The organism is Rhodococcus sp. NPDC055024 (assembly GCF_053608585.1).
In genome coordinates this window covers 13173-39392 of record NZ_JBSGVT010000015.1, presented here as the reverse complement: position 1 = coordinate 39392, position 26220 = coordinate 13173, and the positions used below count along the sequence as shown (strand labels likewise).

Below are 26220 nucleotides of genomic sequence, written 5' to 3'. Positions count from 1 at the left end.
AGACTGATGTCACCACCGCAGTCGGCAACGACGCCGACCACCACCACCGAACCGACCGAGCAGCAGACGTACCTCGAAGTCTGGGGCGACACCGTCAACGGTCGACACCTCGCGATCTCCGTCCTGGTCGGCAGTGTCGTCGGCGCTTCGGCCCTTCTCGCGGCCCAGGCACTGTTCGAACGGGTCGTCAGTGAACCGTCGTTGGCCCAGGCGTACAGCCTGCTGGTCGGCATCGCGGCCTGCCTGCTCGCCGGCGTCGTCTGCGGAATCTTCATCAAGCCGAAGAGGATAGTCGCCTTGGCGGCCGCCGACGCGGAATCGATCGACGGCGTCATCACGATGATGAGTGAACAACGCCAGGGTCTGGGCACTCTCGCCGACATCCCGGAACAGAGCCAACAGGAACTTCGCGAACTCGGCCTGTACGACCATTTCGCCGCCGCCGAGGCCGAGCACGCACCGGCCTCGAATGCACCGAAGGACGGTGGGCGCGCATGAGTTCGGTTCTGACCAACGAAATTCTGATTGCCGTTCTTTTCGGCATCATCGGCGCTGGCGCGTTCACGTTCATCGGATTGATTTCCGGCACGGACGAGACCGCCACCATCGCGCCACTGACGCTGCTCGTGATCCTGCTCGGCGCTCCCCCGGCCGCGGTGTTCACGTTCTTCCTCTCCGGCGCGATCGCCAAACACATGACGCACGCGGTGCCGACGATGCTTCTGGGCATTCCCGGTGACACGATGGCGATTCCGCTTTTGCCGGAGGCGCAGATGATGCGCTCACTCGGCATCCCGCACATCGCACTCCGCAAGGCGATCTCGGGCGCGGTGATCTCGGCGTTCGTCGCTGTGCCGGTCGCCGTCCTGTTCGCGACCATCCTCGCGCCGTTCGCCGACACCGTTCAGTCGATAGCACCCTGGCTGTTCCTGGTCGCCGCCATCGGTATCGCCTACGCCTCGCCGGGCCGCTGGGCCGGGGTCGTCGCCCTCGTTCCCTTCGTCATCTTGATCCTCGGCGCCCGCGCGCTGACGTCGAATTACGATGTGTCGCTCAACATCAGCTACTTCCTTGCCATCGCAGTCGGGCCGCTGATCGCGGACCTCGCACTGACCTTGGGTCCGTCGACCCGTAAGGACATGGAGCGCAGTGAACCCAAAACTGTTGCACTGGCCCCGGACATCAAGGGATGGAAGGGATACTTCCCCAATCCCCTGAAGGTCCTCGATCGCAAGCAAATCGGTTACACCGCAGCCGCTTCCACGGTATCGAGCGCAACGTTCGTCTTCAGCCCCGTCGCCATGACCGTTCTGATGGGTGAGCTGGTAGGTGCGCGAATCAAGAACGGCTATCACCGACTGACCACGATGGTCTCGGCGAAAAACGGTACGACGGAATCCACCTACATCGCAGAAACCCTCATCCCGCTCGTGGCGTTCGGCCTTCCGCTCAGCCCGCTCGCTGCAGGTCCCGCGGCACCTCTCTTCAACGCTCCGCCGGTTTTCGAGACCAATCAGGAAACCGGAGTGATCAACAATCTCTCCACGTACCTGACGCAGTGGGAGTTCCTTCTCTACGGCCTGCTGGCAGTGGTCACGGCAACGGTCATCGCATATCCGTTTGCCATGAACTACGCGTACCGCGCTGCGTCAGCGGTGGTCAAGCACATCAGTCACGAAGCTGTGATCGCGGTGTTCACGGGACTCGTCGTCGTCATCAGCATCTGGGAGGGCGGCATCCTGGGCCTCCTGATCACCGTGACCGTCGGCTTGGTCGGTGGCCTTCTCGGGCGTCTGTTCAAGATTCACGGAGGTGTCCTGTTCATGGGTTACTACGTCGCCCTGTTCAGCGTTCCGGCACTGATCAACCTCTTCTGAATCGCTCGACACCACCAGCCCGTGCGGACCTGCAAACACTGCGGGTCCGCACGGGTTACGTGACTTCTCCGAGCGTCAGCGAGACCGTTCGATTCCGGTCGAGTTTCTTCGCTTCGTACAAGGCTTCGTCGGCGCCGTCGACCAGTTGCGTCAGATCTGCGTCGCCGTGAGGTGAACACGCGACACCGATGCTGACGGTCGGCCCGAAGTCGCCCAACACTGCTGACGAATTCTCCGCCTGAGCGCGTCGAATCATCTCGGCCGTTGCGGTTGCACCTTCCAGATCGACACCTGTCATCAAAACGACGAACTCCTCGCCGCCCAAGCGGGCGAACAGATGCTTGTCGTCGAGGTTCCGCCGGACCTGGTCGGCAAAACTCACCAACGCGGTGTCGCCGGCGCGGTGACCGAGGTTGTCGTTCACCAGCTTGAAGTGATCCAGATCCATCATCAGGACGCTGACCGGACGTCCGGAGCGTCGACGCGGATCGGTCGCACCCGTCACGCCGCCGCCTCGCCGGAAGAACTCGTCCCGACGCAACGCACCGGTGAGATCGTCGTGGGTCACGGCTTGTGTCAGCGCTTCGAGCGCGCGGCGGCGCTCGAGGATCACACATGCCACCGCGATCGGCGCTACCGCCAGCAGCGACAATCCGATCTGGACCGACGCACTGACGGGCGAGAGGCCTTCGCTGGACAATCCGAGATGACCGTCGGCCGTCAGCACCAACGTCCAGGCAGTTGATACGGCTGTGAGCATCGACGTGACAAAAACATTGGTGAGCAAGGCTGCAGTCACGAGCGCGGGCATGGCGAACGCGATCGCTCCGGCGCCGCCGATCACCCACTCCAAGATGATGCAGATCGCCAGGAGCGCTGTCGGAACGAGCGATCGACGCACAAGTGCGGCAACGGCTTTCCGGTCTCGATCAACTCGCCGAAGCGAGGGGAACGTCAGCACCAGTGGGACGATGGTCATGTAGTTGACGAACTCACTCGAGAACCAGAGCAACCAGCCGTCCCACCACTGTCCGCCGAACAGCACGCGGTTTGCGATTCCGCCGACGAGCGCTGCCATCGACGCGCCGACGACCGTCATCGACACGAGATATCCGACAGACTGAATACTGGTCAGACGACGATCCTCGCCGTCAACCCAGCGAAAGGCGTAGAAGGCGCTCGCGACCCCGACGATGTTGGCCGCGTTGAGCCACACCGTGGACTCCCACGCCCCGCCGGTGATCAGGTCGGCTCCGACATAACCTGCCACTGCGCAGATCCAGGTGAGCGGTGTCGCGGAGCGCGGTGACCGAAAGAGAATCCCGAGCAGCAGCGCGTTGGCCGGCCAGAAGACAGCAAGCGTGCCGGGTAGGCGGCTCAGAATTCCGACCAGGCACGAGACGAAGACGACAACACCGATGAGCACTGCGCGGCGTACGGCCGATGACGACAATCTTCCGACCGTACTCACCACCTACATTCGACTGACCAACTCACAATTCGACAACCACGATCGGGCGACTCGGGCCCAGGACTCTGGGTCGCCCAAGACGCCGGCCGAAATATACCGACCGGAATCGTACGCGACGGACGCCGAATTCCAGGCGCCCCGCTGTGCCTTGGCTATCGATGCAGACAAATCGGATGTTACGGCTCTAGTTGGCCAAATGAGACTTGCCGAGCGCGGCCCAAGCTGTCTGAGCAAACTCTCGGGCACTCACGCTGCCGCTACCGGCCGGCATTGCTCCGACAAGGGGGACGCCGCTGACCGAGACCAGATCCTCGCGATTACACCTCTCGGCCAGGTCCGGTTCCTGCGGCCACGAACCGATCACCAACCCGGCGCAGTCCACGCCGGATGCCCCGAGCGCTTCCACTGTCAGAGCAGTGTGATTGAGCGTGCCAAGGCCGGAGGCAACCACCAGCAAGACGGGCGCTGACAAAGCCGCGGCAAGATCACGCGCGGTGAATCCGTCTGTCCCCAACCGGACCAGCAAGCCGCCGGCGCCTTCGATCAGAGTCAGGTCGTGAGTGGTGTCCAGGTCGGAAGCGACCCGGATCACGTCGTCGAGCGCCAACAACGGGAGACCACTTCTACGGCCAGCAGTATCGGGCGCCAAAGGTTCGGGATACCGCGCCAACTCGACCAGCGTCACACCGCCACCGGTCAGACGGTCGACCTCGGCCAGATCACCCGCACCGTCCACGTCGACGCCCGTCTGCGCTGGTTTGAGCACAGCGACCGACTTTCCGGACTGCAGGGCCACCGAGGCCAGTGCTGCCGTCACCACAGTTTTCCCCACGTCGGTCGACGTTCCGGTCACTACGAGAATGCTCATGCGCGGGCACCTGCCAATACTTCGCGCAGTACGAGTGAGATCTGCTCCATTTCGGCAGCGGACAGCGTTGCTCGTGCAGTCAGGCGCAGGCGCGACGTTCCTTCCGGTACCGACGGTGGCCGGAAGCATCCGACATGCAGCCCCTGGTCCCGGCACGCCGACGCGGCATCGAACGCCCGTTGCGGATCACCGAGAACGACCGAGACGACGGCAGATTCAGGCGATGGGGCCCCGGTGACGTCGGCGAGTTCGGTCGCCCGGGCAAGGACGTCGAGCGCTCGCGTCGGCTCGCGCTGGAGGACGGCGAGTGCAGCCCTGGCCGCGCCGACGGCAGCCGGTGCGAGACCGGTATCGAAGATGAACGTTCTTGCCGCGTCGATGAGATGCGCGCGGATCTTGTTGTCGCCGAGTACAACTCCGCCCTGGCTGGCGAGCGACTTCGACAACGTCGCCGTCACGACAACGTCGGGTTCACCGGCCAAGCCCAACTCGTGAACGAGTCCGCGTCCACCGGCACCGCGCACACCGATGCCGTGCGCCTCGTCGACCAGCAGAATCGCACCGTGTTCGCGGCACACCTGATGCATCTCCCGCAGCGGAGCGAGATCTCCGTCGGCACTGAAGACCGAATCGGTGACGACCAGCGCTCGCTGTTCGGATCTGGTGCGCAGCGTGTCGGCGAGAAAGTTCACGTCCGAATGCGGGGCAACTGCTATCCGCGCGCGTGAGAGTCGGCAGGCATCCACGAGAGAGGCATGCGATCCCGCGTCGGAGACGATCAATGATCCGGGACCCGAGAGCGCCGTCACCGCGCCGAGATTGGCGGTGTAGCCGGAGGAGAACACGAGACCGGAGTCCGCCCCGACGAACTCGGCCAGTTCGACTTCGAGCAGTTCGTGTTCGGTGGTGGTGCCGGTGACCAGACGCGAACCAGTGGCGCCTGCGCCCCAGCGGCGCAGCGCCGCCGTAGCACCCTCGATCACGTCGGGGTGCCGCACGAGTCCGAGGTAGTCGTTCGACGCCAGGTCGATCAGCGGGGAGTCGACCGTGCGCGGGCGGAGTTCGCGGCGCAGTCCAGCGGCCCTACGGTCCGCTTCGACGGCAGTGAGCCAATTGAGCGAGGTGTTCACTTTTCCGACCATACTTGAACACCGTTCAACTCAATGGTTAGGGTGCATCCGTGCTCACAACCGGACTTGATCCTCATGACGTCTCCGCCATCGATGCCGATGTCCTCTGGCATCCGTACGGATCGTTTCCCGCGTCGACTCGTCCGCTGATCGTCGACTCTGCACAGGGGGCCACGCTCACGCTCTCCGACGGCCGGCGACTCGTCGACGGGATGAGCTCGTGGTGGGCCGCCATCCACGGCTACCGCAATCCCGTGCTCGACGCTGCTGCCGCGCGGCAGCTGGGCAAGATGAGCCATGTCATGTTCGGCGGACTGACGCACGAACCCGCCGCTCGCCTCGGGCGAATGCTCGTCGACATCACACCACCTCACCTCGACAAGGTGTTCCTCTCCGATTCCGGTTCGGTGGCCGTCGAAGTCGCAGTCAAGATGTGCCTGCAGTACTGGCGGAGCCTCGGAAAGCCGTCGAAAAATCGTTTGATGACCTGGCGCGGCGGATATCACGGTGACACATTCACTCCCATGAGCGTCTGCGATCCCGACGGCGGCATGCACTCTCTCTGGACCGACGTCCTTCGCCCTCAGGTCTTCGCCCAGACACCCCCGGCGGATTATCTCCCCGAGTACGTGCAGGAGTTGGAAGCGCTACTGGCGGAGCATAACGACGAGTTGGCCGCGGTGATCGTCGAACCCGTAGTCCAAGGCGCCGGCGGAATGCGCTTCCATGACCCCGCGTACCTGATCGACCTACGTAACCTCTGCGACAAGTACCAAGTCCTCTTGGTCTTCGACGAGATCGCCACCGGATTCGGACGCACCGGAGAACTGTTCGCCGCCGATCACGCCGGCGTCAGTCCCGACGTCATGTGCGTCGGCAAGGCACTGACCGGCGGATACATGAGTCTGGCGGCAACGCTGTGCACCACGGAGATAGCGGAGACCATCACCGCCGGTGAGGGCGGCGGGCTGATGCACGGCCCCACCTTCATGGGCAATCCACTTGCGTGCGCCGTCGCGGTCGCGTCGACCGAACTCCTGCTCGCGATGGACTGGCGGCGTGACGTCGCTGCCCTCGAACATGGTCTCGCTCGCGGCCTCGCCGAAGCGGTCACCATTGCCGGGGTCGTCGACGTCCGCGTCAAAGGCGGAATCGGAGTGATCGAACTCGAGCAGCCGGTCGACATGCAGAGCGCGACCGATGCAGCCGTCGACGCCGGCGTCTGGCTACGACCGTTCCGAAACCTCGTCTACGCGATGCCTCCCTACCTCTGTTCGGAGGCAGAGGTGGAACAGATCACAGCCGGAATGCTTGCAACCGCCCGCAGCCAGGCAAAACGGTGATCAGCGGCGTAGACAGTCGACGAGATTCGATCGGCTGCACCCGATAGGGTCTGATTCATGGATCAACCGCCGAGCGCGCCCTCAGCCACTCCCATCCCGGTATGGCCTGGCAGTGCGTACCCACTCGGTGCAACCTACGACGGCGCGGGAACCAATTTCTCGCTCTTCTCCGAGGTCGCCGAAGCTGTCGAACTGTGCCTGATTGCCAAGGACGGAACCGAAACCCGCATCAGGATGGACGAGGTCGACGGTTACGTCTGGCATGCGTACCTTCCGTCGGTATCCCCCGGTCAGCGATACGGCTACCGCGTGCACGGGCCGTACGATCCGGCGGCAGGGCTGCGATGCGATCCGAGCAAGCTCCTGCTGGACCCGTACGGCAAAGCGTTCGACGGAGACTTCGACGGAGACCGTTCACTGTTCTCCTACGACGTGGAGTCGGCGGGTGATCCCGAACCTTCAGCGGACGACGACACTCCTGCGGTGGAGTCGGAAGAAGTTACCGACGAGACGAGTTCGGAAGCCGAATCGGCCGAAGCTGAACCGACTGAAGGCGTGTCGACTGAAGGCGTGTCGACTGAAGGCGTGTCGACTGAAGCTACATCGACCGAGGTGGACCTCGAGGACGAAGACGAGGGCTCCACCGGCGATCAAGAGTCGGACGAGGCCCTGGGCTCCGACCCCGAACCCTTCGACCCGGAACCGCTGGTCGACGAACCCGCCACCATCCCTTTCCCCCAACATGATTCGCTCGGTCACACGATGTCGACCGTCGTCATCAATCCGTTCTTCGACTGGGCATCCGACCGCTCACCGAAGCGTCCGTACCACGAGACGGTCATCTACGAAGCGCACGTCAAGGGCATGACCGCGACGCACCCCGGAGTTCCGGAGGAGTTGCGCGGCACCTACGCCGGACTCGCGCATCCGGTGATCATCGAGCACCTCACCAATCTGGGTGTCACGGCGATCGAACTGATGCCGGTCCACCAGTTCATGCACGACCAGGTGCTGCTCGACCAGGGGCTGCGAAACTATTGGGGTTACAACACCTTCGGCTTCCTCGCCCCGCATACCGACTACTCCTCGGCAGCAAAACCCGATGCGGCCGTAGCGGAATTCAAGGCCATGGTGCGTAGCTTCCACCAGGCGGGTATCGAAGTGATCCTCGACGTGGTCTACAACCACACCGCCGAGGGCAACCACATGGGACCGACCATCAGCTTCCGCGGTATCGACAACGCCGCCTACTACCGCCTGGTCGACGGCGACGAAGCGCACTACATGGATTACACCGGAACGGGCAACAGCCTCAACGCCCGTCATCCGCACACTCTGCAGCTGATCATGGACTCACTGCGGTATTGGGTCACGGAAATGCATGTCGACGGTTTCCGCTTCGACCTCGCCTCGACGCTCGCCCGTGAACTGCACGACGTGGACCGACTCTCCGCCTTCTTCGATCTGGTGCAACAGGATCCGATCGTCAGTCAGGTGAAGCTGATCGCCGAACCGTGGGACGTCGGCGAAGGCGGTTACCAGGTCGGCAACTTCCCCGGCCTGTGGACCGAGTGGAACGGCAAGTACCGCGATACCGTCCGCGACTACTGGCGCGGTGAGCCGGCAACCCTGGGCGAGTTCGCTTCCCGCCTCACCGGTTCCTCTGATCTCTACGAGGCAACCGGACGACGCCCCGGCGCGAGCATCAATTTTGTCATCGCCCACGACGGATTCACCCTGCACGACCTCGTCTCGTACAACGAGAAGCACAACGAAGCCAACGGCGAGAACAACAACGACGGCGAGTCACACAACCGATCCTGGAACTGCGGCGTCGAAGGCCCCACGGACGACCCGGAGATTCTCGAACTGCGTGGACGCCAGAGCCGGAACATTCTCGCAACGCTGATGCTCAGTCAAGGCACCCCGATGCTGGCTCACGGTGACGAGATGGGTCGAACTCAGCAGGGCAACAACAACGTCTACTGCCAGGATTCGGAACTGTCCTGGATGGATTGGACTCTCGCGGAAACCAACGCGGACCTCGTCGAGTTCACCAAGCGCGCAATTGCCTTGCGCGCCAAGAACCCGGTATTCCGGCGTCGTCGATTCTTCGAGGGCCGACCCATTCGAAGTGGCGATCAGAGTCGCGACATCGCCTGGCTCACGCCGTCGGGCGAGGAAATGACTCCGGCCGACTGGGACAGCGGTTTCGGCAAGTCGTTGGCTGTCTTTCTCAACGGCGACGCGATCCCGGAGCCGAACTACCGCGGCGAGCGCGTCACCGGAGATTCGTTCCTCCTCTGTTTCAACGCCCACTACGAGGATCTCGAATTCTCCACCCCCAACGCGGACTACGCGTCGGAGTGGACCGTCGTGCTCGACACGTCGGTACCGACCGGTGAGAGCGACACCGTGATCAAAGCCGGCACAACGTTGGATGTAAAAGCGCGAGCATTGACGGTACTTCGCAGAACCGCTTGAGGGAGACGTGCACATGGCCCCGATAACCAGCACCTACCGACTGCAGTTGCGCCCGGACGCGTTCACCCTTCGTGATGCGGCCGCACTGGTGGACTACTTCGACGCGTTGGGGGTCTCGCATCTTTATCTCTCCCCCATCCTCACGGCAACGTCCGGGTCGACGCACGGCTACGACGTCACCGATCCGACAACCGTGTCCGCTGGACTCGGCGGCCGCGAGGCCTTGGTGGAGTTGTCGCACGCGGCCCGGGCACACGGAATGGGCCTGATCGTCGATCTCGTCCCCAACCATGTCGGGGTTGCCAAGCCACGCGAAAATGCCTGGTGGTGGGACGTTCTCACGCATGGACGGGGGTCGGAGTACGCGGATTTCTTCGACATCGACTGGGCCGAGGACAACGGAGCCAACGGCGCGGACGGCGCCGACGGAAAACTTTCGCTCCCGATACTGGGCAGCCAGGACGATCTCGAAGCCCTGACTGTCGAAAAAGATGGCGAGGAAACACTTCTCGCGTTCTACGAGCATCGGTTCCCTGTCGCGGCCGGTACCGAATTCGGATCCCCACAGGAGGTCCACGCCAGGCAGTCGTACCGACTCGTACCGTGGAACGCCGGAATCATCAACTACCGACGGTTCTTTGCCGTCAACGAACTCGCTGCCCTGCGCCAGGAGGATCCCAGAGTCTTCGAACTCTGCCATCGGGAACTGAAGTCGTGGGTCGACGAAGGACTGATCGACGGAGTTCGCATCGATCACCCGGACGGACTCGCAGATCCGGCAGAGTATCTGGGGCGTCTGCGGGCACTGCTCGGACCAGAGCAGTGGCTTGTGATCGAGAAGATCCTCGGCCACACGGAACCACTCGATCCGCTGCTCCCGATCGACGGCACCACCGGATACGACGCCCTCAATCAACTGGGCGGCATCTTCGTCGATCCCGCCGCCGAACTCGAATTGACCGAACTCTCTGCAGATTTGACCGGCGACGACGGGGACGGCGCATGGTTGCATCACACCGAACGTCAGTTCAAACGCGACACCGGGCGCGGTGACCTGGCACCCGAGGTTCGCAGGCTCGTGCGCGCAATCCAGCGCGAAACCGGAAGTCGTTGCAGTGAGACCGAACTGAACGACGCAGTTGTCGTCGCGATCGCCCGGATGCCGGTGTATCGATCCGACTACAGTCCCCTTGCCGGTTTGGCCGCTCGTATCGTCGGCGACATGCACGAGTTGGCCCCTGGGCATGAAGCAGCGTTCAACGTGTTGGCGCAAGCGCTGGTCAACGGCGGTGAAGCAGCGGTTCGTTTCCAGCAGGTGTGCGGCGCTGTCATGGCCAAGTCCGTCGAAGATCGACTCTTCTATCGAACGGCGCGCCTGGTCTCGCGTCAGGAAGTCGGCGGCAACCCGGCATCGCTTGCTGTCTCCGTCGCCGAATTCCATCTCCACAACGCAGACCGAGCGAAGCAGTGGCCGCGTGCGATGACGAGTCTGTCCACTCACGACACCAAACGCGGCGAGGACGTGCGGGCGCGAATCGGTGTTCTGTCCCAGGTGCCGACCCTGTGGTCCCGGCTTCTTCGCGACTGGGAAGACGTCTGCCCCAGCCCTGATCCACTGACCGGATTGTTCTTGTGGCAGAACATCATCGGCGTGTGGCCGGCCGACGGTCGTTCCGCGGCCTCGGTTCCCGAGTTGCGCGAGCGTATACACGCCTATGCGGAGAAGGCTGTCCGCGAATCCGGCGCGAAGACTTCCTGGAACGATCCGGACGCCGGCTTCGAATCGGAGGTGCACAGGTGGATCGACGAGGTGATCGACGGTCCGGTCGGCGATTCGGTCAGCGAGTTCGTCGGCCGGATCGCTCGTCACGGCTGGTCGGACTCTTTGGGCCAAAAGCTGCTCCAACTCCTCGGGCCGGGCGTTCCCGACGTCTATCAGGGCACTGAGCTGTGGGAAGACTCGTTGGTCGATCCGGACAACCGGCGCCTTGTCGACTACGGAGCGAGGCGATCACTCCTCGAAGCCGACGCCGCGACGATCGACGCGACGGGAGCCGCAAAGTTGCACCTCGTTCGCACGGCGCTGACTCTGCGGCGCGCGAATCCCTCGTGGTTCGACCGCGGTGAGTATCGGCCGATATTCGCTTCGGGTTCCGCGTCCGGTCATCTGGTCGGGTTCTCGCGCGGCCCCGTCGGCGAATCGGCCAGAGTCATTGCTCTGGCGACGCGGCATTCACTCGGACTCTCGGCGCATGGTTGGCGAGATACGCGAGTCGACCTGCCAGATGGCGACTGGGTCGATGCTTTGAGCGGACGGCCCGTCACGTCCGCGGATGCGCGGGACATTTTCGCCGCCGGGCACTGTGCGCTGTTGACCGGAGCGCGCTGAGCGATTTCCGCTGACTGGACATTCCCGCCCGAAAAGAACTTCGTCGCGCTAACTTCCGAAGAGCAGATTGTCACCACTATTCGGAGGTTTGAGCATGACTGCCAGTCGATTCACCGGGAAAGTCGCCTTCATCACCGGGGCAGCCCGCGGTCAGGGGCGCGCTGAAGCGGTCCGTCTGGCAGAAGAGGGCGCAGACATCATCGCCGTCGATGCGTGTGTTCAGTTCGAATCCACCTCGTATGCCGGCGCCACCGAAGACGACCTTGCCGAAACGGTCGAACTGGTCAAGGCACTGGACCGTCGAATTGTCGCCACCAAAACAGACGTCCGCGACTTCGCTGCGCTGTCGGCGGCGCTCGAGGCCGGCATCAACGAATTGGGGCGCCTCGACGTCGTCGTCGCGAACGCCGGAATCTGTTCGGCCAACATGTCGTGGGAAATCACGCCCGAGCAGTGGCAGGAAACGCTCGACGTCAACCTGACCGGCGTCTTCCACACCGCAAAGGCAGCAATCCCGCACCTGATCGATCAGGGCACCGGCGGCTCGATCATCTTCACCAGCTCCGTGGCGGGCCTGCGCGGGCTCCCCTTCCTCGGCCACTACGTCGCGAGCAAACACGGCATCACCGGCCTGGCGAAGACGATGGCCTCGGAGTTGGGGCAGTACAACATTCGGGTCAACACGATCCACCCGCACGGCGTGGAAACCGGTATGCAGATGACCGACATGAGGCCACTCATCGACGCACACGCTCACACGCTCGGCCCGATCTTCATGCAAACCTTGCCTGATCCCGTCAGCCAGCCCGAGGACATTGCCGCCGCCGTAGCGTTCCTCGGTTCCGACGAAGCCCACCACATCACGGGGATCGCGATGCCACTGGATCTGGGAACGCTGATCCGCTGATCGAATCTTCTCGAGTTTTTCCCGTCCTCGGGGAATATCGCTTCCCCGAGGACGGTTGCGCGACACATGACCAAAACTGTTGTAGCGCAGACATACGGAACGCCCGAGGTCCTGAAGCTTGTTGACGTGGATCTACCGTCGCCTGGATCAGGAGAAGTCCTGGTCGATGTCAAAGCGATCGGCGTGAACCCCTTCGACTTCAAGCTCTACAGCGGCGCTTTCGGCACCGACCCCGAGAAACTTCCGATCCACCTCGGCGGCGAGGCTGCGGGTGTCGTCTCGGCCGTCGGTGACGGTGTCACCGACGTAGCCGTGGGCGACGAGGTGATCGTCAGCCCTGGCAACGGTCTTTACGCCGAACAGGTAGTCGTGCCGGTCTCCTCGATCACCGCGAAGCCCGCCGGCATCAGCTGGGAACAGGCGGCCGGCCTCCTTCTTGTCGGCGGAACTGCAGTCGACGCCCTCGACACCATTCGAGTCGGCTCCGGGGACACCGTCCTCATCCACGGCGCGTCCGGCGGTGTGGGCGCGATTGCCGTCCAATTGGCAGTGGCTCGTGGAGCCACCGTGATCGGCACTGCGGGAGCCTCCAATCAGGACTACGTGCGTTCACTCGGCGCGACGCCGGTGCTCTACGGCGAAGGACTCGAAGCGCGTGTTCGTGAACTCACACCGAATGGCGTCGATGCGGCGTTCGACACCGCCGGAACGGACGAAGCCGTCGATGCATCTCTGGCTCTGGTCACCGACAGGAGTCGCATCGTCACCATTGTCGCGTTCGGGCGAGCTCAGACCGACGGTTTCGCTTCCGTCGGCGGCGGCAATCCGGCAAGCGCCGAAGCCCGGTTGAAGGCACGATCCGAACTTGTCGCACAAGCCGGTTCCGGACACCTCATCGTGAAGATCGCCAAGACCTTCCCGCTCGCGGACGTCGCACTCGCTCACACCGAGTTGCAGAGTTCGCACCCCGCCGGGAAGTTCATCCTGATTCCGTGACCTTCAGGCCTGTCTTGTCTAGGCCTTAGCGCTTGCCTAGGCCTTAGCGGCGAGTGGAACCAACAGGGTGGTGCCGAACGCGACGAGCACCGATTCGCCTTCGCGTTCGGCATGTACCTCGGCAGTGACGAACACCTGCTTGCGGCCGGCCTTGACCGAGCGCGCCGTAGCGACAAATGCGGTTCCGACGCCCGGGCTCACGAAATTGACCGCGCAGTTGGACGCCGCCACGACACCAACCTGCGTGAAGGCAGCGAACCCGCACGCGGTGTCGACGAGTCCCGCCACGAGCGCAGCGTGCAGGTGTCCCGAGTACTGGCCCAGATCCTCACGCCACTCGAGCCGCAGACAGACGCGACCCGGTTCTGCCTCCGTGACTTCGAATCCGGCCCAACGGTTGAAGGCCGCCGACGCGTTGACCGCGCGCAATTGTTCGAGCATTTCAGAATTTCCCATGTAGACCAGTCTACATAGATTGTGGTGGATCACTGGGGTGTTTAAGCTCCAACTCGTGGCAACTCCCCCGAAACACCGCGAAGCGCTAGTCCGAGCAGCGGCCGATCTCTTTCGCCGCCAGGGGTATGCAGCAACAGGACTCAACGAGATCCTCAAGTCGAGTGGGGCCCCGAAAGGTTCGCTCTACCACTACTTTCCCGGCGGTAAAGAGCAGATCGGCGCGGAGGTTGTTCGCGTCGGCGGCAAGTTGGTCGCAGACACTCTGACAGAACTCGCCGACAGTCAACCGGACGCCGGGTCGCTTCTACGCGAGTACGCGCGGTTACTGGTCGGATGGGTGAGCGAATCCGAATTCCACGAAGGCTCACCGATCACGACGGTGCTCCTGGAGCTCGCCCCCGATTCGGAGAGCGTCACCACCGCCGGGCAGGCGGTCTACCGACAGTGGTCATCGCTACTGCGCGACTCACTGATCGGGTCCGGTGTCGCGCGCACCCGAGCGGAGCGCCTTGCCGTCCTGGCGGTGTCGGCGCTCGAGGGTTCGCTGGTTCGGGCTCGCGTCGAACAATCAGGTCAGCCGATTCTCGACTCCCTCGGCGAGGTCGCCGACCTGTTCGATGGCGCGATCGAGGCGGCGAACTCCCGCTGAGCGAACGGCACTCTCGGTCTCATGAAGGCGCCGAAAGGTACGTTCGCTCGGAATCGGAGGGTGGGTCAGCCGGCTTCTGGGCCCCGTCCCGAGCACCACCTCGGGCCGCGCCGACACCGGCGACGACGACGCAAGCAATACCGGCCACCGCCAGAATGCTCGGGACCTGGTGCAGCACAACCAAACCGATGAGCTGAGCGAACGCAGGTTCGAGACTCATCAGCGTGCCGAACGCCGCCGTGGAGAGCCTGCGCAACGAGACCATCTCCAAGACGAAGGGGACGACGGGCAGCAAAATCGCGAGCCCGAGTCCCACGAGAATCAGGTGCGGGGTCAGTCGCCCAATAGCCGAGTGCGCCACGGCAATTGTCGCTGCCAGTCCGGCAACCGCCATCGACACCGCCAGCCCGTTGATACCGGCAACCTCGTCGCCGACCCGCTGGGTGAGCAGTATGTAGATCGCCCAGCAGAGCGCCGCGCCAAGTGCGTACGCCACACCGACCAGATCGACTGTCTCTGCCCACGGTTCAGTGAGAAGGACTACGCCCACGCCTGCCAGAACCGGCCACAGAACGCGGCCACGCCCCCGCAGCAATGCAACCGTCAGCGGACCCAAGAACTCCAGCGCGCTTGCCGTTCCCAGAGGAAGACGCTCGACGGCCGCCATGAACAACAGCGTCATGCCGGCGGTGACCACACCCAGTACCACGCAGGCCAGAAACGCTTTGCGAGTGAACGCGGAGGGACGGGGCCTGACGATGATCAGAAGAATGATGCCCGCCCAGGCGAGACGTATCCACGCTGCTCCGTCTGCGCCAAGCTGATCGATCAGACCCACCGACACGGCGAGCCCGAGCTGCACGCACAACATCGCCAGAACAGCCAGGCCGACGCCGGCTCGCGCTCTCGTATCCATAGCTGAATTGAACGGGACAGCGACCGTTCGCGTCCACGCGATTTTGACCCACATAATGTTCACGATTAGTGAATGATCAAGGGATGGAAACCCGTCGACTCCATCTCCTCCTCGAACTCTCGCGTCTGGGTTCGATGCGCGCCGTCGCCGAAGCTCACAACCTCACGACGTCGACGGTGTCCCAACAGCTCGCGGCCCTGACTGCGGAAACCGGCACTGCGTTGATCGAGCCGGAAGGCCGACGCGTTCGCCTCACACCTGCCGGGCAACGACTCGCCGATCATGCCGTCACTATCCTGGCGGCTCTCGACGCGGCTCGACTGGACCTCGATCCTGACGCAGAACCGGTGGGAACTTTGCGAGTCGGCGGGTTCGCGACTGCCATCCGAACGGCGATGCTCCCGGTCGCGCTAAGCCTGAAACACAGCCATCCGCAGGTGGACGTGAGGATCTCCGAATACGAACCAGTTGAGGCCTTTGCACTCCTCGAACGCGACGACCTCGACCTCGCACTGACCTACGACTACAACCTCGCCCCCGCGTCGCCTAGCCCTCTACTCGAAGCAATTCCGCTCTGGTCTACGCCGTGGGGACTGTGCGTTCCCGACAACGCGAATACTCCCGACGAGTCCGGGAGATCCGGGATCGGCTTCCGCGCCTTCGCAGACACACCGTGGATAGTGAACTCACGAAACACCGCAGACGAGCGAGCCGTCCGAACTCTCGCATCGCTGGCCGGATTCACCCCTCGGATCACTCACCAGATCGACAGTCTCGACTTGGTCGAACTCTTGATCCTCAGCGGTTACGGCGTCGGGTTGATGCCTCTCGAACGCAAGACTCGCGAAGGCGTACACGTCGAACCACTCATCGATCCGCCCGTCATCCTTACTGCCTATGCGGTGACCCGTCGCGGGCGAACATCCTGGCCGCCGCTTCGTCTCGTACTGGACCAGCTCATGACGTACCGGTAACTCACATCCGATCGGCGTCGCCGTCGCGGCGCTGCTGCTTGGCGATTCGCCGCTGCTCCTCCGCCCGCTCGCGGCACTGACGCAGGAAGGCTTCGTCCGCCGCGGGATCCTGGGCCACCGCGCGGCCCGGACGCTCGTATTCGCCGTAACCGGTTGGGCCGACGTACCCACGAGGTGCGTTTTGCCCGCGACCGACCACCAGCCACAGCACCGACCCCAATGTGGGAAGGAAGATGATGATCAGAATCCAGACGACCTTGGGTAGGTACTGGATATAGGCGTCATCTCTCGTGATCGCGTCGACGATGCAAAAGATCCAGAGCAGCATCGTAATGAGGCCGAACAAGGCATAGGGCACGCTGGCGATTCCTCCCGAGTATAAAAAACCCTCGCCATGCTAACTAAAACAGACCGATTAGTACATTAGATTGTGACGAATGTTGAACTCGAGCCACGTTCGATACGCGTCGACGTCCCAACCGCTGACACGACGCAATTGCTGGTGAAGCTGAGGCGAGACGAAGGCGGCAAGGATTCCGGCGGCCTTGTCGAGCGAAATCTCCGGCCTCAGCAAACCGTGCTCCGACAGGCCCTCCGCTATCGACATCGCGTTGACTGCCGATTGCTCGGCTGATTCCTCGGACAGACGACGCATATCGAAATCGGCACCGGAGGATTCCACTGTGACCATCATGAGCGCGCCGGCGCGTTCGAGCAGTCCGATGCCCTGCGCCACGATCTGGGAGACGATCCGCCGAACGTCGTCAGGGTCCGAGGCCGAACTCGGCGCGCCGAGAGGAACCGGATCGGCGTCGAGGGCCTCGGCGAGCGCCGCTTCGAAGATCTCGAGCTTTCCACCGGGGAACGCTGTGAACACGGTCCGATTGGCCACGCCGGCGGCGTCGGCAATCTGTTTGACAGTGGCGCTGACGTACCCGTCCCGCACGAACAGAGCCTGTGCCGCATCACGAATGAGTTCTCGGGTTCGCTGCGCCGAGGCCTCGCGCACGCGGGAGTGATACTGGCGTTTGCCCTCCATTGCGCACACTCTAGCCGCATTCGATGCAACAGCCATGCACGGAAAGAACTACGCAGATCAGGAGCCTTTTCCGGGGTGGTCGATCCAACCGTCACTACCGGGAAACACGAGCGCCTCGTGCCCGTTGTCGTATCTCACCAGATACGGCGGACCCCCGTCATCGCCGTGAACTTCGAGGACCTCGGCGGTCACCTCGGACTGACCGACAACTCGCCCTTGAACATGAAGGCGGTCACCAACTTCGGCACGCATCACTCCTCCTTGCCGCCCGCCCAGCGCAGGCACAGAACACCACTTCCGTTGTTCCCTCGAAACCGGCAAGGAAACCACCTGCGACGCCATCGCCGTGACCGAAGACACAATCTGCCGACGTGACATTTTAGGGTGAACAGTGGTTCACTCTGGGTGAATTCTCGTTCACCCCACTCCTCGTGAAGGACAAGACTGTTGGCATTGCACTCGTCTCCAACCCCTCGCCGTTCGAGTCGGCTCATCACCGCAATCCTCTGTCTGTCCGGCACCGTGGTCGCACTGCAACAAACGATGTTCATTCCACTATTGCCTGAATTTCCGAAGATTTTCGGCGTCAGCACCGACGACGCTTCGTGGCTTGTCACCGTCACCCTGCTGACCAGTGCTGTGGCCACCCCGATCGTGACCCGGTTGGCAGACATGTTCGGCAAACGACGCATGATGTTGGTCTCGATGACGACAATTGTGATCGGATCACTAGTCGCAGCGATCGGCGGCAACTTCGTTGCGTTGCTCATCGGGCGCGGGCTTCAAGGTTTTGCAATTTCGATGATTCCGGTCGGGATCAGCATCATGCGCGACGAACTCCCCAAGGAGAAGGTCGCGTCGGCGACCGCGTTGATGAGTGCCACTCTCGGGGTCGGCGCGGCATTCGGACTCCCGCTCGCCGGGTTGATTTACGAGCATCTCGGATGGCCGGCCATCTTCTGGCTCTCGGCAATCGTGGGCATCGTCCTCACTATCGCCGTAGCGGTCGTAGTCCCGGAATCAAGTGTTCGTACCCGTGGCAAGTTCGACTTCGTCGGCGCGGTCATGCTCTCGGTTTCACTTGCCGCACTTCTTCTGGCCATTTCCAAGGGCGCCCGCTGGGGATGGACCAGTGAACCGACGTTGCTGATGTTCGTCATCGGGATCGTGACGCTCGCGCTGTGGTTCCCTTACGAGCTCCGGGTTACCCAACCGATGGTCGACTTGCGGACGTCGGCCAAGCGGCCGGTTCTACTGACCAACGTCGCCTCTATTCTCGTGGGCTTCTCGATGTACGCGAACAACCTCTCGACCACTCAACAGCTGCAGATGCCGAAGATCTCCGGGTACGGCTTCGAGCTGGGAGTGATGGCAGCTGGGCTGTGCATGATTCCGGCAGGCCTCGCTATGGTCTTCTTCGCTCCGGTGTCCGCGAACATCACCAAACGATTCGGCGCCAAGATCACTCTGATCGTCGGCGGCACGGTGCTCGCGCTCGCCTACATCGCGCGCGTGTTCCTGACCGGGTCGATCGCATTGATCGTGATCAGCGCGGCGGTGGTCAGTATCGGAACTGCGATCGCCTACTCCGCGATGCCGATGTTGATCATGCGCTCGGTCCCGATCACCGAAACCGCGTCGGCAAACGGCCTCAACTCACTCCTTCGCTCGGTCGGCACCTCGGTCTCGAGCGCCGTGGTGGCCGCCATGCTCACCTCGATGGTCATCTCGTCCGGACCTGGTGAAGGACTTCCGTCGATCGACGCTTTCAAGAACATATTCTGGTTCGCCGCCCTCGCAGCAGTGGCTGCGACCGCTGCGGCCGCATTCATTCCGCGCCGCGGTGCAAAACCCGAAACGGCACTTCGCCCAGTAACCCTCGAAGGTTTCGAACTTCCGGACGCTGCGGCGAGCGATACCGAAATCGTGGTCGCCGGTCGCGTCGTTCGAGCGGACAGCCGACCGATCCGGCAGGCAGTTGTCACCGTGATGGACTTGGAAGGACGACCGATCGATTGGAGTCGTGCCGACAACGAGGGCAGCTTCTCCCTCGCGCTACCTCAGCCCGGCCGGTACCTGGTGGTGACGAGCGCTGACGGCTGGTCCCCGAGGTCACAGGTGATCTGCTTCGACAACTCACAATCGACGCACACCGTAGAGCTCGGCGAGAGGCTCACAATCGCCGGCAGCGTAAGCGTTGGTGGCCGAACGACTTCGGGAACCGTCGTCACCCTGACGAAACCCACTGGCGAGTTCGTCGCTTCCACAGTCACCGACGGATCTGGGCACTACGAAATCGCGCTGCCCACGTCCGGTCGATACATCCTGACCGCCTTGACCGAGAGCGGACACGGCACACTGGCACGTCAGATCGCCGTTATCGCACAGTCCACCGTCATCGACTTCGACGTTCCCGTCGACGCGGAGCCACTGACGACCGCATGAGGGAACCGACCGCACGAACATCCGACCGTACGAACATCCAGCCATGAGAAGATCCCGACATGAGTACCGCCGAAGACACCATCCTCACAGCAGCGAAAGCACTGTTCGCCGAACACGGATACTCATCGACGAAGATCAAGGACGTCGCAGCCGCGGCCGGCTACTCCCCTGCCTTGGTCATGAAGATATACGGCAGCAAAGCTCGGTTGTATTCGGCAGCAATTCCATCCACACCTCCGATGGACGAGGCCCCGAACGCCGATTCCTCCGGTGACGTCGGCTACCGACTGGTCGAGAGGCTCGTCGGCCGCAGGGAAGCCGACGAAACTGATCCATGGGCGATGCTCGCCATACTCGTGCACGAAGCCCCGGACCCGGACGCCGCCCGGGCCGAGATCAAGGAACGCTACGTACACGGGATTGCACGACACATCGGTGACACGTCGCCCGATCTGGTGCGCAGCCAACTGGTTGCTTCACTGATGCTCGGGCTTGCCACCGGTATGCGGACTCTCGACCTCCTCGGAGAGGACTCGTTGTCGTCGAAAGATCTGGTCCAGCACTACGGGAGACTCATTCAAACGATCGTCGACGAAAGTTACCCGGTCTCCGAGCACGAATCGGACAACAGTGGCACGGTGGAGGGATGACGACCTACCGATACCTCGACGCTGATCGAAATCTTCTCGAAGAGAAGGATTTCGAAACCGAGCAGGACGCCCAGGAATACCGACTCTCGGTCCTCGGTGCCGAACACATCGAGCCCGCCGACGAATGATCCGGCTCGGAAAAACGACGCTGCCTCTCGTCATCCGGAGACGGGCGAGTACTCGACAGGTATGAAAAGTTAGGGCCGCGCACCCACCTTCTTCGCGATGACGGGCTGAGAGCAGGACGGATTCGACCCTGCCAGGCTGCTACATCCGACCGAACAAGGCATGCTGATCGTGTGCATACTTTCGAGGTCTGGGCGCCCACACCGGAATCGGTCCGGGTCGAAGTCAACGGCATCACTTACGACATGGACCGCACGGACGACGGATGGTGGCGAGCCGAGGTCGACTGCGACACCCAGGCTCGCTACGGATTTGTCGTCGACGGCGACATCCTTCCGGATCCGCGGTCACCACGCCAGCCCGAAGGCGTGCACCTTCTCTCCCAACTGCACCAACTGCACGAGGCGTCCTGGACCGACTCTCAGTGGACCGGACGGCAACTCCCAGGATCGTCCGTCTACGAACTGCACATCGGAACGTTCACCACCGAAGGAACTTTCGACGCCGCGATCGAACGTCTCGATCACCTGGTGGACCTCGGCGTCGGGTTCGTGGAGATCATGCCGGTCAACGGCTTCAACGGAACTCACAACTGGGGCTACGACGGTGTGCTCTGGTACACGGTCCACGAGATCTACGGTGGTCCGGACGGATTGCAACGCTTGGTGAATGCGGCCCACGAACGCGGGCTCGGCGTGATCTTGGACGTGGTCTACAACCATCTGGGCCCGTCGGGCAACTATCTCGAACGGTTCGGACCCTACATCGCGGACGGCGCGAACACGTGGGGCCGAACGATCAACATCGGTGGTCCTGCATCGGGCGAGGTTCGCGAGTACATCATCGGCAATGCCTTGCGATGGATGCGCGACTTCCACATCGACGGCCTACGTCTCGATGCCGTCCATGCATTGGTCGACCACACCGGAACGCACATCCTCGAGGAACTCGCGGTCCGAACGGAAACACTGTCGGCCCATCTGGGTCGACCGCTCACGTTGATTGCCGAAAGCGACCTCAACGACGCCACTCTCATCACGCCGCGCGCGGCGGGCGGGTTCGGCTTGGACGCGCAGTGGGACGACGACATCCACCACACCATTCACACGGCCGTGTCGGGCGAACGCCAAGGTTACTACGCCGACTTCGGATCCCTGGAATCCCTGGCAAATACATTGCGGCGCGGATTCTTCCACGCCGGAACGTACTCGTCATTTCGAGGGCGGGTCCACGGACGTCCGATCGACATCACCCATCAGCCGGCCAGCGCTCTGCTCGCATACACGTGCACCCACGATCAGATCGGCAACCGCGCGATCGGTGACCGCCCCAGCGCCTATCTGACGCCAGGACAGTTGGTGATCAAGGCGGCACTGGTCCTGCTCTCGCCGTACACGCCGATGCTGTTCATGGGCGAAGAATGGGGAGCCACTACCCCGTTCCAGTTCTTCACCTCGCATCCGGAACCGGAACTGGGCGAGGCCACCGCCAAGGGCCGCAAGGCGGAGTTCGCAGCCCACGGTTGGAACAGCGACGACATTCCGGATCCACAAGACCCCCAGACATTTCTGCGGTCGAAACTGGACTGGAGCGAGCGAACCGACGAGACGCCCGCGCGCGTCTTCGAGTGTTATCGCGATCTACTGGCCCTGCGTAAGAAGCGAATCGAGATCACCGACCCTTGGCTCGGGCACCTGCACGTCGACTACGACGAGGAAAAACAGTGGATCACCCTACGCCGCGGCGCTTTACAAATCGTGTGCAATCTGGGAACGGACGCGGCCTCGGTCCCGGCCGGCGGAACCCCCATCCTCTGGTGGGATCCGCCGACACAGGACGAGACCGCGTCCGCAACCCTCGTGCCTGGGCACTCGTTCGTCGTACTCGAAAGCTGACTAACCCTCGAGATTCCGCACGTATTAACGCTTCGCGTTCTCTGGTGTACTTCGCAGCATCCGCAAAACCAATGCGGCACTGACGAACAGAACCAGAGCAGTCGCACCGGCAGCAACGTGCATACCGTCGACGAACGCCGACTTCGCGGAATCGGCAAGTACCGAACCGAGTTCACCCGGTAGGTACGTTGCTTCCTGCAGCGCACCGCCGAGGGTGCCCTGCGCAGCGTGCGCCTGATCTGCTTCGAGCATGGACGTGTCGATTCCCTTACGGAAGATCGCCATCACCACGCTGCCCAGGATTGCCACGCCGAGCGCGATGCCGAGTTCGTACGCAGTCTCCGACACTGCGGACGCAGCGCCGGCACGCTCGGGTTCCACCGAACTGACCACAAGATCCGAGGTCAACGTCAATGCAACACCGACACCTGCACCGGCCAGACCGAAGCCGATCACGAACATCAACGGCCCGCTGTCCACCCCGAGGGCGAGCAGCATCGCAGCGCCGATACCGGCAACCGCGAGGCCTGCGCTGAGCACGTGAGACACCGACCACCGGCGAATCAACCAGGCCGCCGCAACCGCGGTGAATGCGCTGAGCAACATACCCGGGAGCATCAGCAAGCCGGCGTCGAGCGCCGAGTTACCCAGCACCAACTGCAGGTACTGCGAACCGAAGAACAGGACACCTGCCAGCGCGAAGATCGAGAGCAGGTTGGTGATGACGGCGGTGGAGAACGACGCGTTGGCAAACAGTTTCAGATCCAACATCGGATCCTTCAGCATCCGCTGACGACGCACGAACACGTAGCCGGCCGCGAGACCGACAAGGCCGATCACCAGCAACGTGATGCTGACGCCGTGCACCACGGATTCCTTGACCGCGTACACCAGCGGCAACATGGTCGCCATCGACAGACCAGCGCTGACGAGGTCGAATCGACCCGGATTGGGGTCCTTCGACTCCGGGATCAGGATCGGGCCGAGCACGACCAGCGCGATCATGACCGGGATGTTGATCAAGAAGACCGAGCCCCACCAGAAGTGCTCGAGCAACCAACCACCGACCAGCGGGCCGGCCGCGGTACCGCCACCTGCCATCGCGCCCCAGACGCCGATCGCCTCGGTGCGCTGACGCGGGTTGACGAAGATCGTGCGGATCAGACCGAGGGTGGCCGGCATCAGCGTTGCACCGGAAATACCCTGCAGCACGCGGGCGGCAATGAGCATCTCGGGACTGACAGCGAGAGCGGCGATGATCGAGGCGAGACCGAAGCCGACTGCGCCGATCAGGAGCAGTTTCCGCCTACCGATCCGGTCACCGAGCGTACCCATGGTGATGAGCAGACCGGCGAGCACGAATGAATAGACGTCGATGATCCACAGCAACTGCGTGCTGCTCGGTTCGAGGTCGGCGCTGATGAACGGAAGCGCAAGATCGAGCACCGTGCCGTCGACTGCGATGAGCAACACAGCAAAGGCAAGGACTATCAAGCCCGCCCAGTCACGCTTTGTCGCCCGAACCTCGTCGGGATTGATTGCAGACGTGTGATCTGCCGACACTGACATTTCTCCCCTGCGACTTTCTCTGAGTTCTCTCCGGAAAAAATTCACTGCACCGTCCAGCCGGTACAGTAGGTCTACGGTAACAGTGAACCGTCTGAGCGGTAAAGTTATTTCCGGGTAGGGTCACATCACATGGCTGCCGACACTCGCGATCGAATTCTCGACGCACTGGAGAAGCTGCTGCTGGTCAGCGGCGTCGCCCAAGTCACGCTCGAAGGCGTTGCCGCCGAAGCCGGGGTTTCCAAGGGCGGACTCCTCTATCACTTCCCCAGTAAGGAAGCCCTCCTCGCGGCGATGGTCCGCAGACTCGGGGAACGCTCTGATCAGCAACTCGACGACGCCGTAGCCGGCGGAACCACGGTCACCGAGTTCTACCTGCAGATCCCCGATGCGAACGAAAGCGAAGAACTCTCACTCTTTCGCTCGATCATTGCTGCGCTCCGAACAGTCGACGGACAACACGACGAAATCCAGAAAGCCGTCACACATGTGATGCGAAGCTGGGACAAGGGCCTTCAGACCGAGATCGCCGACCCGGTGCAGGCCGAGATCATCCGACTCGTCGGCGACGGCCTGTATCTGGCAGCCATGCTCGGACTCCCCCAGCCGGACCCCGAACTGCATCGACAGGTAGTCGAGCGACTGCGGCCCTGACCGGGGGCGTCCCTTACGTCAGATAGCGGTACGCCGGGCTTCCCGGTTCGAGCCTCTCGGACTGCATCGGCGCGTGCTCCATCCGCTCGAGCAACGACGCCAAACCGTCGGCGGAACCGAGTTCGATACCCACCAACGCGGCACCCGTCTCGCGATTGTTTCGCTTGACGTACTCGAAGAGCGCGATGTCGTCGTCCGGCCCCAGCACGTCCGAGAGAAACCGGCGCAACGCTCCCGGTTCCTGCGGAAAGTCGACCAGGAAGTAATGCTTGAGCCCGAGGTGAACGAGCGAACGCTCGAGGATTTCGCCGTAACGGGAGACGTCGTTGTTGCCACCGGAGATCAGGCACACGACGGTCGAGCCCGGCTCGAACGTCAGATTCTGAAGTGCCGCAACGGAAAGCGCGCCCGCGGGTTCGGCGATGATGCCCTCGCTCTGGTACAGCTCGAGCATCGCCGTGCAGATAGCGCCTTCGTCGATCTGATTGACGACAAACGATTCCGAACCGGAACGCGTCTGAAGTTGACGAGCCACCAGCGGCAACGACGCGTGTGACACGACGGCAGCACCCAGACGTGAGACGACCTCGTAGGGAACGTCACCGATGCGCTTGACGGCGGCACCATCGACGAACGGATCGACGTCGGGAAGGGTCACCGGTCCTCCGGCAACAAGCGCGGCCGTCATGGACGCGGCCCCGGACGGCTCGATCCCGACGATCGACGTTTTCGGCGACCGCTCGTGCAGATAGGTGGCTATGCCCGCGATGCAACCGCCCCCACCGACCGGCACGACAATCGTGTCGAGAGGTGCGTCGAGTTGCGTGAGGATCTCGGCTGCGATGGTTCCTTGCCCCGCAGCGGTGCGTACGTCGTCGAACGGAGGAACCATGGTTGCACCGGTTTCGGCTACGTCCTCTGCGGCCGCAGCGGCGGCGGCGTCATAGGTCTCACCGATCATGAACAGTTCGACAAACACTCCGCCGTGAGCGCGGATGCGATCACGCTTCTGCTTGGGCGTGTTGGCCGGCACGTAGATCCGACCCTTGATCTGCATGGTCCGACACGCGAAGGCAACGCCCTGCGCATGGTTGCCGGCACTGGCGGTCACGACGCCCGCCGCGCGCTCGGCCTCGTTGAGCTGAGCGATCAGGTTGTACGCGCCGCGAATCTTGTACGAACGAACGCCTTGGAGGTCCTCACGCTTGAGGTACACGTGTGCGCCGGTCAACGCCGAAAGACGGTCGCTGTACTGCAACGGTGTCGCCGCAATGACGTGCTGAATTCGCTCGATGGCCGCGTCGATCTCCTGCGCGTCGAGCGCGGGGACGGTGGACTTCGTTACTACGACATCGGGCGAGTTAGACACTCCGCCATTTTCGCAC

General features: G+C 62.8%; 24 protein-coding genes. 14 read left to right on the top strand and 10 right to left on the bottom strand.

Features of this window, described 5'->3' with window-relative positions:
• The first annotated feature begins 6 nt into the window (after positions 1-6).
• Positions 7-498, top strand: a complete 492-nt coding sequence (locus ACWF6P_RS26140; RefSeq protein WP_378547239.1) for a hypothetical protein — start codon at positions 7-9, stop codon at positions 496-498.
• The gene (locus tag ACWF6P_RS26135; protein ID WP_452623022.1) at positions 495-1877 is read left to right on the top strand and encodes a tripartite tricarboxylate transporter permease; all 1383 of its coding nucleotides are present in this window, start codon (positions 495-497) and stop codon (positions 1875-1877) included. Before ACWF6P_RS26140 ends, ACWF6P_RS26135 begins: the two co-directional genes overlap by 4 nt.
• A gap of 55 nt (positions 1878-1932) precedes the next feature.
• On the opposite strand, the gene ACWF6P_RS26130 is transcribed toward ACWF6P_RS26135, so the two are convergent.
• From ACWF6P_RS26130 to ACWF6P_RS26120, 3 genes are all read right to left on the bottom strand, one after another.
• Positions 1933-3330 carry a diguanylate cyclase gene (locus tag ACWF6P_RS26130; RefSeq protein ID WP_452623021.1) on the bottom strand — a complete coding sequence of 466 codons (1398 nt, stop codon included), beginning with the start codon at positions 3328-3330 and terminating at the stop codon, positions 1933-1935.
• Between the two features lie 202 nt (positions 3331-3532).
• A complete protein-coding gene (bioD, locus tag ACWF6P_RS26125) occupies positions 3533-4216 on the bottom strand; it encodes a dethiobiotin synthase (RefSeq protein WP_452623020.1) in 684 nt (227 codons plus the stop codon).
• Positions 4213-5358 carry an 8-amino-7-oxononanoate synthase gene (locus tag ACWF6P_RS26120; protein WP_452623019.1) on the bottom strand — a complete coding sequence of 382 codons (1146 nt, stop codon included), beginning with the start codon at positions 5356-5358 and terminating at the stop codon, positions 4213-4215. Before ACWF6P_RS26120 ends, bioD begins: the two co-directional genes overlap by 4 nt.
• Before the next feature lie 38 nt (positions 5359-5396).
• On the opposite strand from ACWF6P_RS26120, the gene ACWF6P_RS26115 reads away from it, so the two are divergent.
• The 5 genes from ACWF6P_RS26115 (at position 5397) to ACWF6P_RS26095 (ending at position 13465) form a co-directional block, all read left to right on the top strand.
• The gene (locus ACWF6P_RS26115; protein WP_452623018.1) at positions 5397-6689 is read left to right on the top strand and encodes an adenosylmethionine--8-amino-7-oxononanoate transaminase; all 1293 of its coding nucleotides are present in this window, start codon (positions 5397-5399) and stop codon (positions 6687-6689) included.
• A 57-nt stretch (positions 6690-6746) separates the two neighbouring features.
• Positions 6747-9173 (top strand): glycogen debranching protein GlgX, encoded by a 2427-nt coding sequence (glgX, locus tag ACWF6P_RS26110; RefSeq protein ID WP_452623017.1) that lies wholly within the window; start codon positions 6747-6749, stop codon positions 9171-9173.
• A 13-nt stretch (positions 9174-9186) separates the two neighbouring features.
• Positions 9187-11562: a malto-oligosyltrehalose synthase gene (gene treY / locus ACWF6P_RS26105; RefSeq protein WP_452623016.1), complete on the top strand. Its 2376-nt coding sequence runs from the start codon at positions 9187-9189 to the stop codon at positions 11560-11562.
• A 94-nt stretch (positions 11563-11656) separates the two neighbouring features.
• Complete coding sequence (locus tag ACWF6P_RS26100) at positions 11657-12469, top strand: mycofactocin-coupled SDR family oxidoreductase (protein WP_452623015.1); 813 nt, start codon at positions 11657-11659, stop codon at positions 12467-12469.
• Positions 12470-12535: 66 nt separating this feature from the next.
• Positions 12536-13465: an NADP-dependent oxidoreductase gene (locus tag ACWF6P_RS26095; RefSeq protein ID WP_452623014.1), complete on the top strand. Its 930-nt coding sequence runs from the start codon at positions 12536-12538 to the stop codon at positions 13463-13465.
• Positions 13466-13501: 36 nt separating this feature from the next.
• Here ACWF6P_RS26095 and ACWF6P_RS26090 read toward each other — a convergent pair whose 3' ends face one another.
• Positions 13502-13921 carry a PaaI family thioesterase gene (locus tag ACWF6P_RS26090; RefSeq protein ID WP_452623013.1) on the bottom strand — a complete coding sequence of 140 codons (420 nt, stop codon included), beginning with the start codon at positions 13919-13921 and terminating at the stop codon, positions 13502-13504.
• Positions 13922-13976: 55 nt separating this feature from the next.
• Here ACWF6P_RS26090 and ACWF6P_RS26085 point away from each other — a divergent pair, with 55 nt between their 5' ends.
• Positions 13977-14570, top strand: coding sequence for a TetR/AcrR family transcriptional regulator (locus ACWF6P_RS26085; RefSeq protein WP_452623012.1), 594 nt, complete (start codon positions 13977-13979; stop codon positions 14568-14570).
• 19 nt (positions 14571-14589) lie between these two features.
• Here the strand turns inward: ACWF6P_RS26085 and ACWF6P_RS26080 are convergent, their stop codons facing one another.
• Positions 14590-15486 carry an EamA family transporter gene (locus ACWF6P_RS26080; RefSeq protein ID WP_452623011.1) on the bottom strand — a complete coding sequence of 299 codons (897 nt, stop codon included), beginning with the start codon at positions 15484-15486 and terminating at the stop codon, positions 14590-14592.
• 83 nt (positions 15487-15569) lie between these two features.
• On the opposite strand from ACWF6P_RS26080, the gene ACWF6P_RS26075 reads away from it, so the two are divergent.
• Positions 15570-16460 carry a LysR family transcriptional regulator gene (locus ACWF6P_RS26075; protein WP_452623010.1) on the top strand — a complete coding sequence of 297 codons (891 nt, stop codon included), beginning with the start codon at positions 15570-15572 and terminating at the stop codon, positions 16458-16460.
• A 1-nt stretch (position 16461) separates the two neighbouring features.
• On the opposite strand, the gene ACWF6P_RS26070 is transcribed toward ACWF6P_RS26075, so the two are convergent.
• The 3 genes from ACWF6P_RS26070 to ACWF6P_RS26060 are packed head-to-tail and all read right to left on the bottom strand — an operon-like array spanning position 16462 to position 17751.
• Positions 16462-16818, bottom strand: coding sequence for a PLD nuclease N-terminal domain-containing protein (locus tag ACWF6P_RS26070; protein ID WP_003941757.1), 357 nt, complete (start codon positions 16816-16818; stop codon positions 16462-16464).
• A 57-nt stretch (positions 16819-16875) separates the two neighbouring features.
• Positions 16876-17499, bottom strand: a complete 624-nt coding sequence (locus tag ACWF6P_RS26065) for a TetR/AcrR family transcriptional regulator (protein WP_452623009.1) — start codon at positions 17497-17499, stop codon at positions 16876-16878.
• A gap of 57 nt (positions 17500-17556) precedes the next feature.
• A complete protein-coding gene (locus ACWF6P_RS26060) occupies positions 17557-17751 on the bottom strand; it encodes a DUF1918 domain-containing protein (protein WP_230813481.1) in 195 nt (64 codons plus the stop codon).
• Between the two features lie 201 nt (positions 17752-17952).
• Here ACWF6P_RS26060 and ACWF6P_RS26055 point away from each other — a divergent pair, with 201 nt between their 5' ends.
• From ACWF6P_RS26055 to treZ, 4 genes are all read left to right on the top strand, one after another.
• Positions 17953-19944 (top strand): MFS transporter, encoded by a 1992-nt coding sequence (locus ACWF6P_RS26055; RefSeq protein WP_452623008.1) that lies wholly within the window; start codon positions 17953-17955, stop codon positions 19942-19944.
• Between the two features lie 59 nt (positions 19945-20003).
• Entirely contained in the window at positions 20004-20594 is a 591-nt protein-coding gene (locus ACWF6P_RS26050) for a TetR/AcrR family transcriptional regulator (RefSeq protein ID WP_452623007.1), read from the top strand.
• Positions 20591-20722: a hypothetical protein gene (locus tag ACWF6P_RS26045; protein ID WP_256922339.1), complete on the top strand. Its 132-nt coding sequence runs from the start codon at positions 20591-20593 to the stop codon at positions 20720-20722. The genes ACWF6P_RS26050 and ACWF6P_RS26045 overlap by 4 nt, the downstream gene beginning before the upstream one ends.
• 171 nt (positions 20723-20893) lie before the next feature.
• Positions 20894-22615: a malto-oligosyltrehalose trehalohydrolase gene (gene treZ / locus ACWF6P_RS26040; RefSeq protein ID WP_452623006.1), complete on the top strand. Its 1722-nt coding sequence runs from the start codon at positions 20894-20896 to the stop codon at positions 22613-22615.
• A gap of 24 nt (positions 22616-22639) precedes the next feature.
• On the opposite strand, the gene ACWF6P_RS26035 is transcribed toward treZ, so the two are convergent.
• On the bottom strand, positions 22640-24184 hold the full coding sequence (locus ACWF6P_RS26035; RefSeq protein ID WP_378636905.1) for an MFS transporter: 1545 nt from the start codon (positions 24182-24184) through the stop codon (positions 22640-22642).
• A 129-nt stretch (positions 24185-24313) separates the two neighbouring features.
• On the opposite strand from ACWF6P_RS26035, the gene ACWF6P_RS26030 reads away from it, so the two are divergent.
• Positions 24314-24835 carry a TetR/AcrR family transcriptional regulator gene (locus tag ACWF6P_RS26030; protein ID WP_003941685.1) on the top strand — a complete coding sequence of 174 codons (522 nt, stop codon included), beginning with the start codon at positions 24314-24316 and terminating at the stop codon, positions 24833-24835.
• A 13-nt stretch (positions 24836-24848) separates the two neighbouring features.
• Here the strand turns inward: ACWF6P_RS26030 and ilvA are convergent, their stop codons facing one another.
• Positions 24849-26204 (bottom strand): threonine ammonia-lyase IlvA, encoded by a 1356-nt coding sequence (gene ilvA, locus ACWF6P_RS26025; protein ID WP_452623005.1) that lies wholly within the window; start codon positions 26202-26204, stop codon positions 24849-24851.
• Positions 26205-26220 lie beyond the last annotated feature (16 nt).